General features: G+C 65.8%; 16 protein-coding genes. 8 read left to right on the top strand and 8 right to left on the bottom strand.

Going from position 1 to position 18,517, the window contains the following annotated elements:
- Window positions 1–126: 126 nt before the first annotated feature.
- The 3 genes from mprF to L6D89_RS27225 all read left to right on the top strand — a co-directional run bounded on the left by mprF (window position 127) and on the right by L6D89_RS27225 (window position 4,741).
- Window positions 127–2,760, top strand: coding sequence for a bifunctional lysylphosphatidylglycerol flippase/synthetase MprF (gene mprF / locus L6D89_RS27235; RefSeq protein WP_236201732.1), 2,634 nt, complete (start codon window positions 127–129; stop codon window positions 2,758–2,760).
- Between the two features lies 1 nt (window position 2,761).
- Complete coding sequence (locus L6D89_RS27230) at window positions 2,762–4,036, top strand: virulence factor family protein (RefSeq protein ID WP_236171467.1); 1,275 nt, start codon at window positions 2,762–2,764, stop codon at window positions 4,034–4,036.
- Window positions 4,037–4,177: 141 nt separating this feature from the next.
- Window positions 4,178–4,741, top strand: a complete 564-nt coding sequence (locus L6D89_RS27225; protein ID WP_236201731.1) for a cytochrome b — start codon at window positions 4,178–4,180, stop codon at window positions 4,739–4,741.
- A 232-nt stretch (window positions 4,742–4,973) separates the two neighbouring features.
- Here the strand turns inward: L6D89_RS27225 and L6D89_RS27220 are convergent, their stop codons facing one another.
- Window positions 4,974–6,107, bottom strand: coding sequence for a GNAT family N-acetyltransferase (locus L6D89_RS27220; RefSeq protein ID WP_236201730.1), 1,134 nt, complete (start codon window positions 6,105–6,107; stop codon window positions 4,974–4,976).
- A 214-nt stretch (window positions 6,108–6,321) separates the two neighbouring features.
- On the opposite strand from L6D89_RS27220, the gene L6D89_RS27215 reads away from it, so the two are divergent.
- Window positions 6,322–6,570 carry a hypothetical protein gene (locus tag L6D89_RS27215; RefSeq protein ID WP_236171470.1) on the top strand — a complete coding sequence of 83 codons (249 nt, stop codon included), beginning with the start codon at window positions 6,322–6,324 and terminating at the stop codon, window positions 6,568–6,570.
- Here the strand turns inward: L6D89_RS27215 and L6D89_RS27210 are convergent, their stop codons facing one another.
- Window positions 6,571–7,602 carry a glycosyltransferase family 4 protein gene (locus L6D89_RS27210; protein WP_236201729.1) on the bottom strand — a complete coding sequence of 344 codons (1,032 nt, stop codon included), beginning with the start codon at window positions 7,600–7,602 and terminating at the stop codon, window positions 6,571–6,573. It lies immediately after the preceding gene.
- Entirely contained in the window at window positions 7,599–8,408 is an 810-nt protein-coding gene (locus tag L6D89_RS27205) for a UDP-2,3-diacylglucosamine diphosphatase (protein WP_236171472.1), read from the bottom strand. Before L6D89_RS27205 ends, L6D89_RS27210 begins: the two co-directional genes overlap by 4 nt.
- 138 nt (window positions 8,409–8,546) lie before the next feature.
- Between L6D89_RS27205 and L6D89_RS27200 the strand changes: the two genes are divergently transcribed.
- From L6D89_RS27200 to L6D89_RS27190, 3 genes are all read left to right on the top strand, one after another.
- Window positions 8,547–9,311 (top strand): AraC family transcriptional regulator, encoded by a 765-nt coding sequence (locus L6D89_RS27200; RefSeq protein ID WP_236201728.1) that lies wholly within the window; start codon window positions 8,547–8,549, stop codon window positions 9,309–9,311.
- 73 nt (window positions 9,312–9,384) lie between these two features.
- The gene (locus L6D89_RS27195; RefSeq protein WP_236171474.1) at window positions 9,385–9,726 is read left to right on the top strand and encodes a tRNA-binding protein; all 342 of its coding nucleotides are present in this window, start codon (window positions 9,385–9,387) and stop codon (window positions 9,724–9,726) included.
- 87 nt (window positions 9,727–9,813) lie between these two features.
- A complete protein-coding gene (locus tag L6D89_RS27190; RefSeq protein ID WP_236201727.1) occupies window positions 9,814–10,680 on the top strand; it encodes a DMT family transporter in 867 nt (288 codons plus the stop codon).
- Window positions 10,681–10,914: 234 nt separating this feature from the next.
- Here the strand turns inward: L6D89_RS27190 and L6D89_RS27185 are convergent, their stop codons facing one another.
- The 3 genes from L6D89_RS27185 to L6D89_RS27175 all read right to left on the bottom strand — a co-directional run bounded on the left by L6D89_RS27185 (window position 10,915) and on the right by L6D89_RS27175 (window position 12,937).
- Window positions 10,915–11,415, bottom strand: coding sequence for a hypothetical protein (locus L6D89_RS27185; RefSeq protein WP_236201726.1), 501 nt, complete (start codon window positions 11,413–11,415; stop codon window positions 10,915–10,917).
- Between the two features lie 121 nt (window positions 11,416–11,536).
- Complete coding sequence (gene rfaD / locus L6D89_RS27180; protein ID WP_236171476.1) at window positions 11,537–12,529, bottom strand: ADP-glyceromanno-heptose 6-epimerase; 993 nt, start codon at window positions 12,527–12,529, stop codon at window positions 11,537–11,539.
- 123 nt (window positions 12,530–12,652) lie between these two features.
- The gene (locus tag L6D89_RS27175) at window positions 12,653–12,937 is read right to left on the bottom strand and encodes an Rdx family protein (protein ID WP_236201725.1); all 285 of its coding nucleotides are present in this window, start codon (window positions 12,935–12,937) and stop codon (window positions 12,653–12,655) included.
- 70 nt (window positions 12,938–13,007) lie between these two features.
- On the opposite strand from L6D89_RS27175, the gene L6D89_RS27170 reads away from it, so the two are divergent.
- Window positions 13,008–15,212, top strand: coding sequence for a patatin-like phospholipase family protein (locus L6D89_RS27170; protein WP_236201724.1), 2,205 nt, complete (start codon window positions 13,008–13,010; stop codon window positions 15,210–15,212).
- Window positions 15,213–15,417: 205 nt separating this feature from the next.
- Here L6D89_RS27170 and L6D89_RS27165 read toward each other — a convergent pair whose 3' ends face one another.
- Together L6D89_RS27165 and slyA are read right to left on the bottom strand one after the other, a co-directional pair.
- A complete protein-coding gene (locus L6D89_RS27165) occupies window positions 15,418–17,691 on the bottom strand; it encodes a FimV/HubP family polar landmark protein (protein ID WP_236201723.1) in 2,274 nt (757 codons plus the stop codon).
- Window positions 17,692–17,986: 295 nt separating this feature from the next.
- On the bottom strand, window positions 17,987–18,421 hold the full coding sequence (gene slyA, locus L6D89_RS27160; protein WP_236171480.1) for a transcriptional regulator SlyA: 435 nt from the start codon (window positions 18,419–18,421) through the stop codon (window positions 17,987–17,989).
- Window positions 18,422–18,517: the final 96 nt, after the last annotated feature.

The raw sequence follows: 18,517 nt of genomic DNA, 5'->3' as shown, positions 1-18,517 counted from the left end.
TTTCGTTGTGCCCAAAAAAGATCGCCCACGGGTGGCGTCTCACGGATCAGGAAAATACTCTTCCGGGGACTTGGGAATTCGCGTCAGTGCCCCTACTCTGTCGCGCTAAATCGATTGAGGTGCCCGATGAGCGCCAACCCCGCCACACCTGATACCCCTGCCGCCGAAGACGCTCCCAGCCGAGCGACCTGGCTCAACTGGGTCAGCGCCAACCGCCAGGCACTCGGCCTGGGCGTGACGCTGGTGCTGTTCAGCCTCGCATTGATCGCCTGCTATCACCTGCTGCGCGACATCGACGCCTATTCCCTGCACGACGCATTGCTCGACGTGCCCACCGCCTCGCTGCTCGGCGCCTTCGCTGCGACCGTGATCGGCTTCATCTTCCTGCTCGGCTATGAATGGTCGGCCAGCCGCTTCGCCGGCGTGAAGCTACCCACCCCGGCGCTGCTGACCGGCGGCTTCTCCGCGTTCGCCATTGGCAATGCCGTCGGTCTGTCGATGCTCTCCGGCGGCTCCGTACGCTATCGCCTGTATGCCCGCCAGGGGCTCGGTGCCGGTGATGTCGCGCTGATGACCCTGTTCGCCAGCCTGTCGCTGGGCTGCGCATTGCCGGTGCTGGCGGCGCTCGCGGCGCTGAGTGATCTCTCCGACGCCTCGCTGGCCCTGCACCTGCCGCAATGGCTGGTGGCCGTGCTGGCCCTGGCGATCATCGCCCTGTGCCTGCTGCTGGTGGTTGGCATCGAGCGCCGGCGCCTGCCCGAACAACCCTCGCCAGACAGCCACCTGGTTCGCGTCGGCCGCCGCACCCTGCGCCTGCCGGGCCTGCGCCTGTCGCTGCTGCAACTGCTGATCACCGCGCTGGATGTGGCGGCAGCCGCCACCGTGCTCTATCTGTTGCTGCCGGAAGCCCCACCCTTCGGCGCTTTCCTGCTGGTCTACCTGATCGCCCTGGCCGCTGGCGTGCTCAGCCACGTGCCGGGCGGCGTCGGGGTATTCGAAGCGGTGCTGCTGGCGGCCTTCGCCGGCCAGTTGGGCGCCGCACCACTGGCTGCCGCGCTGCTGCTGTACCGCCTGATCTACGTGGTCCTGCCGCTGATCGTCGCCTGTCTGTTGCTGCTGTTCCTTGAGGCCCGCCGCGTCCTGGTCGCCAAGCAGGCCGTGCGCATCACCTCCGGCTTCGCCGCGCAGATCCTTTCGTTGCTGGTGTTCATCTCCGGCATCGTGCTGCTGTTCTCCGGCGCCACGCCGTCCATCGACACACGCCTGGACGAAGTCGGCTTCCTCGTGCCGCATCGCCTGATCGATGCATCGCACCTGGCCGCCAGCCTGATCGGCGTACTCTGCCTGCTGCTCGCCTACGGCCTGCGCCGCCGCCTCTCCGCGGCCTGGGCGCTGACCCTCGGCCTGCTGATCGCCGGCGCCGCGCTGTCACTGCTCAAGGGCTTCGACTGGGAAGAAGCGCTGATCCTCAGCTTCACCGCCGCCCTGCTGGTGATCTTCCGCAGCGCCTTCTACCGCCGCAGCCGCCTGATGGACCTGCCCTTCTCGCCGCTGTACCTGGGCGCCGCCGCCTGCGTCATCGCCGCATCGATCTGGCTGCTGCTGTTCGCCTACCAGGACGTGCCCTACAGCCATGAACTCTGGTGGCAGTTCGCCCTGGATGCCGACGCCCCGCGTGGCCTGCGCGCCGCCCTGGGCAGCTGCCTGTTGCTCGCCGCCCTGGCGCTGTACTGGTTGCTGCGTACCGCGCCGCCGGCGATCCACGCGCCAACCCGCGAGGAACTGGATAGCGCCGCCGCCATCCTGGCCAACTCCGCCCAGCCCGATGGCGGCCTGGCCCTCTCCGGCGACAAGGCACTGCTGTTCCACGAGGGCAACGATGCCTTCCTGATGTATGCCCGCCGCGGCCGCAGCCTGGTCGCCCTGTTCGATCCGGTCGGCCCGGCCCAGGCCCGCGCCGAACTGATCTGGCAGTTCCGCGACCTCTGCGATCTGCACCACGCGCGCCCGGTGTTCTACCAAGTGCGCGCGGAGAACCTGCCGCTGTACATGGACATCGGCCTGACCGCGCTCAAGCTCGGCGAGGAGGCGCGGGTCGACCTGCGCCGCTTCGACCTGGAGAGCAAGGGCAAGGAGATGAAGGACCTGCGCTACACCTGGAACCGTGGCCAGCGCGACGGCCTGAGCCTTGAGTTCCATGATGCCGGCCAGGCGCCGATGGATGAGCTGCGGGCTATTTCCGATGCCTGGCTGGGCGGCAAGAACGTCCGCGAGAAGGGCTTCTCCCTCGGCCGCTTCACCCCCGAATACCTGCGTTACTTCCGCGTCGTCGTGGTCCGCTTCCAGGGCCGCGCCGTAGCCTTCGCCAACCTGCTGGAAACCACCGGCAAGGAACTGGCAAGCATCGACCTGATGCGCGTGGTCCCTGACGCGCCCAAGCTGACCATGGAGTTCCTCATGCTCGGCCTGATCCTGCATTACAAGGAGAGCGGGCACACCCGCTTCAGCCTCGGCATGGTGCCCCTGGCCGGCTTGCAGCCACGCCGCGGCGCCCCGCTGACCCAACGTCTCGGCGCGCTGGTTTTTCGCCGGGGTGAGCAGTTCTACAATTTCCAGGGGCTGCGACGCTTCAAGGACAAGTTCCAGCCCGACTGGGAACCCCGTTACCTGGCCGTGCCTGCCGGACTGGATCCGCTGGTGGCCCTGGCCGATACGGCTGCCCTCATTGCAGGCGGCCTGAGTGGATTGGTAAAACGCTGATATGTTGAAACGACGCTGGCGACACCTGCTCGCCCTACTCCTGCTGGTCATCATCGCTGTCGGTCTGCTGCTCTGGAGCCGCCCGGCTCCGCAGGCCTCCCTGGACCACCGCCAGTTGCCCGATGGCAGCGCCGCCAGCCTGGCCAACCCCGGCAAGCAGCCCAACGCACGCGTGCTATTGGCTGTGCAGGCCGACCAGAAGCTCGACGACGCCCAGTTGCTGGCGCTGGCCCACGACAGCGGTGCCCGCGTGGTGCAGTTCGTCTTCCCGGAGAACGATTGCAAGGCCCAGCAGGCACGCATCAAGGCCGCCGGCGAACTGCTCGACGGCCAGCCCACTCTGGTCGCCGGCATCGGTCCGGGTAGCGCCTGGGCCTTCCGCTGGCTGGCCGGGCAGAACGACGACAAGGCCAAGGCCCTGTCGGTCGGTTTCTCCCTGGAGAAACCGGATTGCGCCGCTACCCCGCTGCCGACCAGCGCTGCCCACGGCCACTGGCTGGCCGCCTGGAACGACAACCCGGACGATGCCAGCGCGCGCTTCGCCCGTGGCCTGCAGAACGCCGAAACGGTAATCACCGACTACGACACACCGCTGCCCAAGGTTCTCGCCGATCAACTGCGCCAGCAGTTGCAGGGCGGCGGCGACAACGTGCCGGTGGTGGAAGTCCCGGCAGCCAAGCCTTCGGAAACCGTCACCCTGTTCTACTCGGGCGACGGTGGCTGGCGCGATCTGGACCGCGACGTTGCCGCGCAGATGGCCGAACTGGGCTACCCGGTGGTGGGCGTCGACGCCCTGCGCTACTTCTGGGAGCACAAGACTCCGGAACAGAGCGCCGCCGACCTCGCGCTGCTGATGCAGCACTATCGCGAGAAGTGGGGCGCCAAGCACTTCGTGCTGGCCGGCTACTCCTTCGGCGCCGACGTGCTGCCGGCGATCTACAACCGCCTGCCGGCGGACGCCAAGAAGGACGTCAGCTCGGTGATCCTGCTGGCCTTCGCTCGCAGCGGCAGCTTCGAGATCGAGGTGCAGGGCTGGCTCGGCAAAGCCGGCCAGGAAGCCTCCACCGGCCCGGAAATGGCGCGCCTGCCGGGGCCGAAAGTGCTCTGCGTGTATGGCATCGAAGAGAAGGACGAAAGTGGCTGTACCCAGCCCCAGGCCGTGGGTGAGAACCTGCAACTGCCCGGTGGCCATCACTTCGACGAAGACTATCCGGCCCTGGCCAAGCGGCTGGTGAACGCCATCCGCTCCCGCCAGTCAGCCGACGACGAAGGCTGACCGACATCAAAAGGGCCGCACATCGCGGCCCTTTCACTTTGCCTTCACGGTGTTTCAGGCAGGGTTAAGGCTCTATGCTGATACTGACAACCCGTCGCCAGAACGGGGCGTCAAGATAATCGAGCCAAACAAGGAACCGTCATGAGCCTGTCCAAGACCCCGTCCCGCTATGGCAGCCTGTCCATAGCCATGCACTGGATCATGCTAGTGCTGATCGCCGCCACGTACTTCTGCATGGAATACCGCACCAACTTCCCCAAAGGCAGCGACACCCGCGCGCTGTTCTCCCAGTGGCACTTCATGCTCGGCCTGAGTGTCTTCGTCCTGGTCTGGCTGCGCATCATCGGTCGCTTCATCTACCCGACTCCGCCGATCGTCCCGGCACCGCCGGTCTGGCAGATGGCCCTGGCCAAGCTCGCGCACCTGGCGCTCTACGGCCTGATGATCGGCCTGCCGCTGGCCGGCTGGATCATCCTCAGCGCTGCCGACAAGCCGGTACCGTTCTGGGGGATGGAGCTGCCGCACCTGGTGGACAAGAACCCGGACCTGGCCAAGCAGGTGAAGTACTGGCACGAGACCATCGCCGTGCTCGGCTACTGGCTGATCGGCCTCCACGCGCTGGCCGCACTGTTCCACCACTACATCAGCCGCGACAACACCCTGGTACGCATGCTGCCGGGCAAGGGGGAGGCTAAACCGGAGTAATTTCTCGCGCACGGCACACGCTGCCACCTCCCCGTAGGAGCGGACTCCGTCCGCGATCGGCTGGCCGCGCTCCCGGGTTGGCCTGAGCGGCGGTAAACGATCGCGGACAAAGTCCGCTCCTACGAGATACTTCTGCGCACGGGTCGGCCTTCACCCTTTCCCCCGCGGGGAGAGGGGACCGTAGCCAAAGGGGAAAGCATCGGTACGGGCCTCCCGAAAAAGACCGTTGCTCCTACGAAGAGCAGTCCTGGCGATAGGGCAGCGCCGTGCGGGCCTCTTCGGCGTAGGCCAGGATGCCCGCCCTCTCCCCTGCCAGGAACTCCTCTACCGCATCCCGCAGGCCCGGATGCCCCAGGCGGTGCCAGGATCGTGTGATCACCGGCTCGAAGCCACGGATCAGCTTGTGCTCGCCCTGCGCTCCGGCGTCGAAGCGCTGGAGCCCATGACCAATGGCGAAGTCCAGGCCCTGGTAGAAACAGGTTTCGAAATGCAGGCGGTCGAACTCCGCCAGGCAACCCCAGTACCGACCGTACAGCGTGTCACCGCCCAGCAGGCTGAAGGCCATCGCCACGGGTCGCCCATGCTGATGGGCGAAGACCACGCGGATCGCCTCGGGCATCCGCGCCCCCAACAGACTAAAGAACTCGCGGCTCAGGTAAGGCGCCTGCCCACGCACCTCATAAGTGCTGCTGTAGCAGGCGTAGACGAAGTCCCAGTGCGCCTCGGAGAGCTCACGGCCCTCCATCCAGACGAAGTCCAGCCCCAGCCCGGCGACCTGCTCGCGCTCCTTGCGGATCTGCTTGCGCTTGCGCGAACTCAGCGCATCGAGGAAGTCCTGGAAATCGCGGTAGCCGCGGTTGCGCCAGTGGTACTGACAGCCCAGACGCTCCAGCCAGCCATCCGCGCCGCCGAACAAGGCATCGGCGCGGGCATCGGTAAAGTTCACATGCACGCCGGAACAATGCCCCTCGTCCACCTCCCCCGCCAGCGCACCGACCAGGCTCAGGGCTGCCTCCGGGGCCCCCAACAGGCGCGCGCCCCCCACCGGCGTGAAGGGAACGCCGACCAGCAGCTTGGGGTAGTACGGGATTCCGGCGCGCAGGCAGGCATCTGCCCAGCTCCAGTCGAACACGTACTCGCCGTAGGAATGACTTTTCAGATAGGCCGGCGCGGCAGCCAGCAGGCGACCGTCGTCGTCCAGCAGCACGCGATGGGCTGGCTTCCAGCCGGTGCGGCCACCGACGCTACAGCTTTCCTCCAGGGCGCAGAGAAAGGCGTGGCGCAGGAACGGCTGGTCGTCCGGCAGCAGGGCGTCCCACTGGCGGGCGTCGATTTCGGCAAGGCGGGAAAGGGTCTGGATAGGCATGGCTGACAGTCTGGCGCGGCGCGCCAGCATTGGGAAGATTCGGCCGGGAAATCTCCGGCCAAGGTGACATTCACGTTCGTCGGTATCCGACGGAAAGGTCTGTCAGGTGGTCTATGTTGGGGGTTATCAAGGCTTGCCGGCGCGCGGCGTCGGCACCGTTCCGCCCGCCACCCGCCCGTTTCGGGCCGCTGGCGAACCGCCAGGAGGACGTCCCATGAGCCTGATGCAATGCGAGTACCGCCAGTACACCATCACCGCCGATGTCGTCGAACACCCCGGTATCCCCACGCCCTGGGCTGCCGGCTGCCACATCACGGCTCCGGACGGGCAGACCACCAGGCGCAAGACGCTGCCGGTGGAGTTCGCCTTCATGTCGGATCTGCAGAAGGCACAGCACGCCTCCATCGCTCACGGTAAATGGCTGGTGGACCAGAGCCTGGACCATGATCGCCGGCTGTTCTGATCAACCGTTCACGTAGTCCGGCCTCTCGCTGACCGGCAGCTCCGCCAGGCGCACCTGAAGTGCCAGGAATTCCTGCGCCGACGCCCGCCAGGTCTGCCCGCGCGCCCATTGCACGCAGGCCAGGCGATCCAGTTCCAGCGCCCGCAGGCAGGCGCTGCGCAAGTCGGTGTCCATCACTCCGGTGACGCCCTGCTGCAGCACATCCAGCGGCCCCGCCACCGGGAATGCAGCTACCGGTGTTCCGCAGGCCAGCGCCTCGATCATCACCAGGCCGAGGGTGTCGGTGAGCGACGGGAAGACCAGCACGCTCGCGCTGCGATAGGCCTCGGCCAGTTCGTCGGCGTGCCGATAGCCGAGAAACTCCACCTGTGGATAAGCCGCCTCCAGTTCGGCGCGCTGCGGGCCATCGCCCACCACGCGCTTGCACCCCGGCAGGTCGAGAGCGAGGAAGGCTACAAGATTCTTTTCCCGCGCCAGCCGGCCGACATAGAGAAATACCGGCGCCTCCCGCGGCGCGCCTGTGCCCGGCTGGAAGCGCCGGATATCCACACCCTTGCGCCACAGCGCCAGGTTGCCGAAGGCGTGATCGGCAAATACCCCGCACATGCGCTCGCTGCTCACCAGCACGGCCTGGCTCGGTGCATGGAAACGGCGCAGGAAGGCATAGCCCCAATCCAGCGGCAGCCAGGGCCAGCGGTTGTTCACGTACTCGGGAAAGCGCGTATGGATGGCGCTGCTGAACTTCAGGCCCCGGCGCACCAGCCAACGCCGAGCGGCCCAACCCAGCGGGCCTTCGGTGGCGAGATGGACGCAGTCCGGAGCGAAGCGGCTGATCTTCTCGCCGACCTTCCACAGGTCCCACGCCAGCGGAATCTCCGGGTAGCTCGGGCACGGGCGGTGGCGGAAGTCCTGTGGGGTGATCAGGCCGACCACATGGCCCATTTCCTCCAACTCTGCCACCAGCGCCCTGAGGCTGGTGACCACGCCGTTGACCTGCGGCAGCCAGGCATCGGTGACGATCAGCAGCCTCATGCTGCCGACTCGACCACTGCGGGCTCCTCGACACGAGCCTGCTCCTCGGCCAGCCGATAGAGCTGGATGCTGCCATCCCAGTGCTCGATCAGCGCCGAGCAGGATTCCACCCAGTCGCCGCAATTGAGGTACTCCACCTCGCCGATCTGGCGAATTTCCGCGTGGTGGATGTGCCCGCAGACCACACCGTTGAGGCCGCGCTTGTGTACCTCGTGGGCGATGGCTTCCTCGAAGTCGCTGATGAAGTTCACCGCCGTCTTCACCTTGTGCTTGAGGTACGCCGACAGCGACCAGTAGCCATAGCCGTAACGGCTGCGCCAGTGATTCAGCCAGCGGTTGAGGGTCAGGGTGAACTCGTAGGCGGAGTCGCCGAGGAAGGCCAGCCACTTGTGATAGCGCGTGATGACGTCGAACTGGTCGCCATGGATCACCAGCAACTGGCGGCCGTCGGCGGTGGTGTGGACGATCTCGTCGACCAGGCGGATGTTGCCCAGCAGCAGCGAGGAATAGCGGCGCAGGAACTCGTCGTGGTTGCCGGTGACGTAGATCACCTCGGTGCCGCGCTTGCTCATGGTCAGCAGCCGGCGGATCACGTTGGTGTGCGCCTGCGGCCAATAGATGCCGCCGCGCAGCTTCCAGCCGTCGATGATGTCGCCCACCAGGTAGATGCGGTCGGCGTGGTAGCGCTTGAGGAAGCCGGCCAGGTGTTCGGCCTGGCAGTCGCGGGTACCGAGGTGGACATCGGATATCCACAAGGTCCGTACCCGTTGTTTCTTCGTCGGCGTCATGCGTTGCGCGCTGCTCATCGTCGGCGACCTCCAGTGGGGTTTCTCCGAGTGTCGACGCGGGCGGTGAAGTCCACATGACCGACTGGCGACAGTCCCGTTACAGCCCACGGCGCGCTAGACTGTCAGCCTGCCAGCCAGCACAGAAAGCAGCCCTGCATGAGCCAGATCCTCTCCCTGCGCAACTACAGCCACGACCACCTCGCCCATAGCCACAGCCATGCGCAGCTGGTGCTGGGGCTGTCCGGCAGCCTGGATTTCGAAGTGGGCGGGCGCGGCAGCCTGGTGACCCGGCAGACCTTCGCCGTGGTGCCGCGTGACGAGCACCACGCCTGCGCCAGCCCTGACGGCAGCCGCTGCCTGGTGGTGGACCTGGAAGACGAAGAAGACCTGCTCGGCAGCCTGGGCCTGCACAGCGACGCCGGCCGACGCCTGCTGGAAACCCCCGGCCAGCGCCTGCTCAGCAACGACCAGGCGCAGTTGGTGCACTGGCTCGCTGGCAGCTCGCTGCATGACCCGGTGCTGGCGCGCCAGGGCGCAATCCTGTTGCTGGCCAGCCTCGCCGCCGGCCAGCAGCGCATCGAGGAGCCGGCGCAACTGCCGCTGGCCAGCCTCGACAGCTACATCGACCGCCATGCTGCGCACCCGCTGCAAGTGGCCGACCTGGCACGGCTCGCCGGGCTGTCCGCCGCGCGCTTCCATGCCCGCTTCCTCGCCGAAACCGGTCAGACGCCCATGGATTACGTGCGCCAACGTCGCCTGCAACTGGGCTGCGACCTGCTGCGCGGCTCGCACCAGTCGGTCGGCGAAATCGCCGCACGAGTTGGCTACGCCTCGCAGAGCGCGTTCACCGCCGCGCTGGTGCGTCAGTTCGGTACCACCCCGCGCCAACTGCGCCAGCAGGCGCGCGACAATTCCCGCTAGCCGCGCGACAGACAGCCACGCGCCCAGGGCCTAGACTGCCGGCCATCGAACTGGTTAACAGAAGAGAGCAGCGATGTCGGCAGACACCATCGAGTGGCAGGATTTCGAGCGCGTCGAACTGCGCGTGGGCACCATCGTCCAGGCGGAACCCAACGTGAAGGCGCGCAAACCCGCCTACATCCTCCAGGTCGACCTCGGCCCACTGGGGCTCAAGACCTCCAGTGCGCAGATCACCGCGCACTATGAAGCCGACGAACTGATCGGCCGCCAGGTGCTCTGCGTGTGCAACTTCGAGCCTAAGTCCATCGCCGGCGTGCGCTCGGAAGTGCTGGTCACCGGTGCCTACGACAGCGACGAGAAAGTGGTGCTGGCCGGCTTCGACAAGCCGCTGCCCAATGGCGCACGACTGGCCTGACTTTTGTTTTACCGCGCGGCGGCTGGCCCGGCGCGCGTGCCTCTTTCCCGACAAGGCCCCGCCACAGCAATCGGCGGGAGCTCAGGCATGAATCGCATAACCCAACTCACTCCCCGCGGCGCCCTGATCGGCCTGCACATCGGCGCCCTGATGTTCGGGCTGTCCGGCATCTTCGGCAAGCTCATCCTCGCCGGCCCTCTGGTCATCGTCTTTGGCCGCGCGCTGTTCGGCTCACTGTCGCTGGCGGCGGTTTTCGCCGGGCATCTACGGCAACAGAAGCGCCCCACACTCAGGCAAGCCGCCATGCTGCTGGGTGGCGGCGTGCTGTTGTGCACCCACTGGCTGACGTTCTTCCTCGCCGTGAAGGTCGGTAACGTCGCCGTCGCGACCCTGGGTTTCGCCAGCTTCCCGGCCTTCACCGTACTGCTGGAGGGCCTGCTGTTCCGCGAGCGCATCCGCCAGGGCGAATACCTGGTGGTGGCGCTGGTATGCATCGGCCTGGTGATGGTCACGCCAACCCTGGACCTGCGCGACGGCGCCACCGCCGGCCTGCTCTGGGGCACCCTCTCCGGCCTGCTGTTCGCCCTGCTGTCACTGGCCAACCGGGTGAGTGTGCGCGGCATCGATCCGATCCAGGCGGCGCTGTGCCAGAACCTGACGATCATCGCCTGCCTGCTGCCCCTGGTGCTCTTCGAGTTGCCCGCGATTCGCGGCATGGACTGGTTGTGGCTGGTGGCGCTGGGCGTGCTCTGCACCGGTGTCGCGCACAGCCTGTTCGTCGCCAGCCTGCGGCTGATCAAGGCACGCACCGCGGCGGTGATCTTCGCCCTGGAGCCGGTCTACGGCATCGCCTTCGCCGCCGTGCTATTCGGCGAAGAGCCGAGTCTGCGGATGCTGGCGGGCGGCGCGCTGATCATCTTCGCGACCTTCCTCAGCGCACGCGGCTCGCATTGACGACCTGTAGGAGCGAGCTTGCTCGCGAAGCGCTTGGCAGCGGAGCAAGGTCTGTTCGCGAGCAAGCTCGCTCCTACAGTCAGTTGCCGGGTAGTGGCTGCGCAAAAAAGAAGGCCGCCCCGCAGCGTGCGTATCTCGAACCTTGCCCCGGGGAGGGAATGCCAAGGAGTCATCGCACGACAGCCTGCGAGGCGGCCTGTTCGGTATGGCGCCTGTGGATAAGGCGCCGGGAAATCAGTTGATGCTGTAGCCGCGCCCGCTCAGGCAAGCGCCCAATGCGCGGCGGTAGGTATCGGACATGCCCGCCGGTGGCGCCTGGGTGGCGGCGGCCGGGTCGAAGCCGCTCTGGCCGACGGCCCAGCTGTGGCATTCGTAGCGATCGCGGCTCTGCTGCTCCGGCGACTGGCCGCTGGCGGGATAGGCGATCACCTCATAGCTGGTGGTCGGCGCAACCTGCACGGCCGGCGGCGTTTCCACCGCCACATACTGGCGGCGATCGGCATTCCACAGGTAGTAGGTTCCGGCGGCGACGAAGTAGAGCATGCTGCCGATCCACACTTCCCGCGCGTAATCCGGCAGGCCATAGCCATGCCCCGGCCCCCAGCCATGGTACGGACCAGGCCCCGGACCACCGGGGCCGCCCGGGCCATGAGGGCCGGCCACCGCGGCGGCGGACAGGCTCAGGGCCAGCAGCGTGGCGACGGATTTCAGCGCAATGCGCGAGGACAGCTTCATTTCACCTCCGGTCACGGGCGATCCACCGCCCGCCTTTCGTGGTGAGAATTGTCTCGCGCCGGCCCCGTGCGCAGTGTCAGCTCTGGGTAAAGACTGGGTAAAAAGCCCGATACACGCGGTATCAGTCCTGTTGCAGCAACCAGCGGCAGTAACGCTCGACGCCCTCCTCCACGCCCATCATCGGCGCGCGGTAGCCCGCTTCGCGGAGGAAGGCGATATCGGCGCAGGTGTAGCACTGGTATTTGCCGCGCAGCTCATCCGGAAACTCGATGTACTCCAGTACCCCGGCGCGGATCGCGGCGTCCAGGGTCAGCGGTTGCTGGTCCTGCTGTTCGCGCAGGGTATTGATGACCGCCAGGGCCACATCGTTGAAGGGCTGGGCGCGGCCGCTGCCCAGGTTGAAGATGCCGCTGCGCTCGGGGTTGTCGAGGAAGTGCAGGTTGACCTTCGCCACGTCCTCCACTGAAACGAAGTCGCGCAGATGTCCCCCGGCCGGGTAGTCGCCGTACTCGCCGAACAGTTTCACCTTGCCCGTCTCGCGGAACTGGTTGAAGCAGTGGAAGGCCACCGACGCCATGCGCCCCTTGTGCTGCTCGCGCGGCCCATAGACGTTGAAATAGCGGAACCCGGCCACCTGGGTGCGCGCCGTGGGCAGCACCTTGCGCACGCGCTGGTCGAAGAGGAACTTCGAATAGCCGTAGACGTTCAGCGGCCGCTCGCAGGAGCGCATCTCGCGAAACTCCTGGCCACCGCCGTACACCGCTGCCGACGAGGCATAGAGGAACGGCACGCCCAGCGACAGGCTGGCGTCGAGCAACTCGCAGCTGTAGCGGTAATTGTTGTCCATCATGTAGCGCCCGTCGCGCTCCATGGTGCTGGAGCAGGCGCCCTGGTGCAGCAGCGCACGGACCACGCCAAAATCACCACGGGCATAGCGCTCGATGAAGTCGCGCTTGTCGAGGTAATCGCTGATGTCGCAGTCGGCGAGGTTGGCGAATTTGTCGCCCTCGGTCAGGTCGTCGACCGCGATGATGTCGGTCTCGCCGCGCTGGTTCAGCGCCTTGACGAGGTTGCTGCCGATGAAGCCGGCGGCGCCAGTGACAATGATGCTCATGAAGGCACCTCCTGTGGAGAATGGGTGCCCTCAGACTAAAAGTGGTACCGCTGTACCCCGTTGATATGAAGCAAGGAAGTTAGCCAGCTATCGAATGGTTCCGCCGACCGGTAGCGCAACTCGTCAGGAACGATCGTTATGGCCCAGGTCGCGCTGCGGATCGATGCGGTCGCGCACGCGCTGCTTGACCACCTTGGCCTCGGGGAAACCGCCGTCGGCCTTGCGCTCCCAGATCTGCTCGCCATCGCAGCTGATGTGGAAAACCCCACCCGTCCCCGGCACCAGGCTGACTTTGCCCAGGTCGTCGCCGAAGGTGCTCAACAGCTCCTGGGCCAGCCAGGCGGCGCGCAGCAGCCACTGGCACTGGGTGCAATAGGTGATGACGATTTCGGCTTTGGCTTCGGACATGAATCAGACTCTGCAGTAGGACGCGAACCTATAATACCGGTCTGAAACGCCCTACCGGACTCTTCTCTTCATGCGCCGACTGCTGTTCGCTCTCCTTCTGCTCCTTCCCCTCGGCACCCTGGCGGCCAACACTCCGCCGAAGATCGGCCTGGTCCTCTCCGGCGGCGCGGCGCGTGGCCTGGCGCATATCGGCGTGCTCAAGGCGCTGGACGAACAGGGCATCCACGTCGATGCCATCGCCGGCACCAGCATGGGCGCGGTGATCGGTGGCCTGTATGCGGCGGGCTATACGCCCAGGGAGCTGGAACAACTGGCGCTGGAACTGGACTGGAAGCAGGCGCTGTCCGATTCGCCGCCACGGGTCGACGTGCCCTTCCGCCGCAAGCAGGACGACCGCGATTTCCTGGTGAAGCAGAAGCTCAGCTTCCGCGACGACGGCACCCTGGGCCTGCCGCTGGGCGCGATCCAGGGGCAGAACCTGTCGATGCTGCTGGAAAGCCTGCTGGTGCACACCAGCGATACCCGCAACTTCGACCAGTTGGCGATTCCCTTCCGTGCGGTGGCCACCGACATTTCCACCGGCGAGAAAGTGGTGTTCTCCAAGGGCCACCTGCCCCAGGCAATCCGCGCCAGCATGTCGATCCCCGCCGTGTTCGCGCCAGTGGAGGTCAACGGCAAGCTGCTGGTGGATGGCGGCATGGTCGACAACATCCCGGTGGACGTGGCACGGCAGATGGGCGTCGACGTGGTCATCGTGGTCGATATCGGCAACCCGCTGCTGGACCGCAAGCAGTTGACCACGGTGGTCGACATGCTCAACCAGTCGGTGACCCTGATGACCCGCAAGAACTCCGAGGCGCAACTGGCCACCCTGAAATCCAGCGACATCCTCGTGCAACCGCCGCTCAGCGGCTACAGCTCCACCGACTTCGGCCGCGTGCCGCAACTGATCGATGCCGGCTACCGCGCCACCAGCATCCTCGCCCCGCGCCTGGCAACCTTGCGCAAGCCTGCCGACGCCGAAGCCGTGGCGCTGAGCGAAGCGCGCACCCCGGGCGAGCGCCAGCCGGTGATCGATCGCATCGAGGTGGAGAACAACTCCAAGGTCAGCGATGACGTCATCCTTCACTACATCCGCCAACCGCTGGGTGAGCACCTGGACCTGGAACGCCTGCAGCGCGACATGAGCACCCTCTACGGCCTGGATTACTTCGACCAGGTGCAGTACCGCGTGGTGCACAACAAGAAGAGCGCGGATGGCAAGTCCGACAACGTGCTGGTCATCCACGCCTACGGCAAGCGCGGCGGTACCGACTATCTGCGCCTGGGCCTGAACCTCTCCGATGACCTGCGCGGCGACAGCACCTTCAACGTCGGCGGCAGCTACCGCATGAACGGCATCAACCGACTCGGCGCGGAATGGCTGACGCGCCTGCAGATCGGCGACCAGCAGGAAGTCTACAGCGAGTTCTACCAGCCGCTGGACGTGGGCTCGCGCTACTTCGTCGCGCCCTATCTGTTCAACGAAGCACAGAACGTCGAGGCCACCGACAACGACGACCCGATTGCCGAGTACCGCCTGGAGCGCTATGGCTATGGCATCAACCTTGGCCGGCAGATCGCCAATAACGGCGAGTTCCGCCTCGGCGTGGCCCAGGCCTTCGGCAAGGCCGACGTGCGGGTCGGCGAGCAGAGCCTGCCCGACTATCACTTCAACGAAGGCTACGCCCAGCTGCAGTATTCCTTCGACACCATGGACAACGTGGATTTCCCCCGCGAAGGCGAGAACATCCAGACCTCCTTCCGCGAGCACACGCCGTCCCTGGGCGACGACGACCGCTACCGGCAATGGGACTTCCGGCTGGACAAGGCGCTGAGCAGCGGCCCGAACACCTGGGTGCTGGGCGGTGGCTACGGACGCACGCTCGATGATGCCGACGTGGTGGTGTCGAGCTTCCTGCTGGGCGGCGCGCGGCAGATTTCCGGCTACCGCCAGGACGCACTGGCAGGGCAGAACTACAGCCTCGGGCGGGTCATCTACTACCGGCGCATGACCGAGCGCTCCTTCCTGCCACTGGACTTCCCCTTCTACCTGGGCGGCAGCCTGGAACGCGGGCGGGTATGGAACAACGACAACAGCTACGACACCGGCTACGTCAACGCCGGCAGTATTCTCATGGGCTTCGAGACGCCACTGGGACCGCTGTCGTTCAGCTATGGCCTGAACGACGCCAGCGAGCACGCGGTTTACATCAACCTGGGCCGCAATTTCTAAGGCCTCACGCAGAAGGTGCAGGAAACCTGTAGGAGCGAGCTTGCTCGCGAACTGCCCAGCGGCAAACCCGCCGGAAAACACCGTTCACGAGCAAGCTCGCTCCTGCAACAGCCATCGCGGCCCCACTCTCGGGAGGAGAGCAATATCTACCTCTCGCAAATGAAAAAGCCCGGCAGGTGCCGGGCTTTTTCATTCAGACAGCGGGTCAGGCAATCAGCGCCAGCAGTTCGCGCGCCTCGGCCTTGGCCTTGGAATCGCCACTGGCGATCACCTGCTTGAGAATAGCGTAGGCCTCTTCCAGGTTGCCCTGATCGATGCACTGGCGGGCGCGATCGAGGCTGGCCAGCAACTCGTCATGCTCGTGGCCGATATCGTCCGGCAGGTCGAAGGTCAGGTCGTCTTCTACCTGGGCCTTGCTGCCATGGCCGAACATCTCGCCATGCTCGCCCAGGTCCAGCTCGGTGATTTCCGGCAGCTCGTGCAAGTTGCTGCGGAAGTCCGACGGCACTTCCTGGGCGGCGCTGGGTGCTGCCTTGCCTTGCTTTGGCGACTCGAAGGGGTTGTCGAGTTTGTCCCAGTCCAGGTCCAGCGACAGCTCGCTGAGGTTCATGGCGAAGTCTGGCTGTTCCTGCGTGGCCCTGGGTTGCTCCACCGGAGTGCTAACGGGTTCGCCCAGTTCCAGGTCGTCCCAGTCGGTGAGCGTTTCGCCCGTGGGCGGCTGCAGGGTGTCTTCGGGGCGAATCAGCATCGCCGGGTAGCGCGACTTGAGCTGGTCGATCTGCTTCTGATCACCGCCGGCGGCCACCAGGGCATGTTCTTCCTCCTGGAAACCGCTCACATCACCCAGCTCGGCCAGAACCAGCAGCAACTTCATGCGCAGCTCGCGACGGCCCGGCTCGGCGTTGACCGCCTTGCGCAGCATATCGCGGGCCTGGGTGAAGCGGCCGTAGGCGATGTAGATATCTGCACCTTCCAGGCTGTCCGCGCTGGCAGCCGGCAGGCGGGCGACGCCCGGCTCCGGTGTGGCCACCACGACCGGATGTGGCACCGGTACCGGAGCCAGCACCGCCGCAGCCAACGGCTTGGCCGGCGGCAGCGGCTGGACCGGCGCAGGCGCGGCGGCTCGCAGGGGCGGCATCTCGACCGGCTTTTCCTCGCGCTTGCGACGTGCGAACAGCAGGCCGACCAGCAGCGCGCCGAGCGCTCCTGCGCCCAGCCACGGCCAGTAGTTGAAAGCGGTGCCCTGCGCATCCTGCGCCGGGGTTGCCGGCTGAGCGGCACTTGCCGCAGGAGCAGCCTGTTGCGCTGGCGCCACGGCGTCAGGGGCAGCAGGCACGGCATTGGTCGGTGCATTGGTGGTTGGTGCATTACTGGTCGGAGCATCAACCGCCGACGTAATGACTGCCGGCGCATTGCCGGAGGCGACCGCCCCCTGGCGCCGGTCGAGTTCGGCCTGGAGCGACTGCACCTGCTGATCGCGACTCTGCAACGCCTGCTGGAGGGACTCCAGTTGCTTCTGCAGGTCGTCCATGCGCTGGTTCATCTGGTCGCGCTGGGCGTTGGCCAGGACCAGGTCGGCTTCGACCTTGGCGAGGTTGGCGTCAGCAGCCGGCGCCGCCGGAACGACGGCATTGCCTTGCGCCTGAGCCACAGCGGCTGCAGGCGCCGGCGCGCCACCGGAGGTCTGTGCGGCAGTTGCTGCGGGGGACACGGCAGACGGCTGCGCTGCTGCGGCAACGGTTGCGCCACCGCCATATTGCTGGCCCTGCGGTAGGATCAGCGTCTGACCAACCTTCAACCGATGCGGGTCGCCATTGACGAAGGCCTGCGGGTTCAGTGCGACGATGCTGTCCATCAACTGTGTACGCGAGGCAGCGGAACCACTCAGGTGCGACGAAATCTTCCACAGGGTGTCATTGCGCACCGTGGTATAGCGGCCATCACCCGCGGGCAGCGGCGGTTGCGCCGGCGCACGACGCACGGGTTCGGAACGGTAGCTGTCCGGGCGATAACTGGAAGACTGCGAAGGAGCCGCATCGCTGCGCGCCACATTGGCAGCCATGCTGCGATTGGCGCTGTTGTACTCCGGCGGGTCGATCAGCAGGGTGTACTCGCGCAGCATGCGCCCGTTGGGACGCTCCACCGCAATCAGGAAGTTCAGGTACGGCTCATGCACCGGCTGCGTGGACACCACCTTGATGTAGCCACGACCGTTGCGGATCACCGGGGTGAAGCGCAGGCTCTGCAGGAACACGAAGCGGTCGACGCCAGCGTTCTCGTAGTCGGCGGGACTGGCGAGCTTCGCTATCAGTTCGTCGGACGTCATGTCGCCGGTTTCGAGCAGCGCGATCTCTGCATCCAGCGGCTGATTCAGCCCGGAATGCAGCGTGATGTCGCCAAGCCCGAGGGCATTCGCGTGAGCGGAGACAAAAACCGAAAGTGCGGCAAGCGTCAGCGGAATTCTATTTATTCGAGCCATAACCCCATCCCATTGTCCGGGTCTGCACGCCATTCCCTGACTACTCGAAAGCAGCAGGCTGAGCCTGTCCACATACTTGAAGCCATGCCGGACTGCAGACCGTCACGCACCACCCCTCTGTACCTTGCAGGGTACAGGCCGTCTGATATCACGGATTAGGTGTTGCACGAGAATTGGTCAAGATAAATCGTCGAAAAACCGGCGAATGGTTAAGAGATGGATAGCGAATGGCCAGCGGCCTCGTCAAGGACCGCCAGAAAAATGGCTACTTTACCCGAATAACGTGATGAATTGCTCAGTTTCGCTCGAGGTTGCCGAGAATTCGACTGAGCGTTTTCTGACACAGCGCGATTTCTTCCTCGGTAATCCCCGCCAGCACTTCGTTGCGAACGGCGGCGGCAATGTTCTCGATATCGGCGATCAGGACGTCTGCCTTGGGAGTGAGGGCGATGCGTTTGGCGCGGCGGTCCTCGGCCACGGCCTGGCGGCGGACCAAGCCCTGGGCCTCGAGACCGTCGAGCAGTCGGGCCAGGGTCGGACCCTCGACACCGACCGACTGGGCCAGCTCGCGCTGGGTCGGCGCGGCGGAATGACGCGCCAGGTGCAGCAGCACCAGCCAGCGCGCCTGGGACAGGCCGAGGTGGCTGAGACGGCGGTCGAGTTCAGCCCGCCATGCACGCGAAGCCTGGGCCAGTTGGGTACCGAAGTAGTGCTTATCGTTATCTGACATTGTTCCGCAAATTTCGGGAGTGAATCGGCTAAGTTGATTTGACTAATTATTAGCCAGCTAATCAAGCCCGTACAATGACAGATTGTCGCAGGGTGT

The organism is Pseudomonas pseudonitroreducens (assembly GCF_021603645.1).
Taxonomy (GTDB): Bacteria; Pseudomonadota; Gammaproteobacteria; order Pseudomonadales; family Pseudomonadaceae; genus Pseudomonas; species Pseudomonas pseudonitroreducens.
The sequence above is the reverse complement of the archived record's forward strand: the minus strand, read 5'-3'. Positions and strand labels throughout refer to the sequence as shown.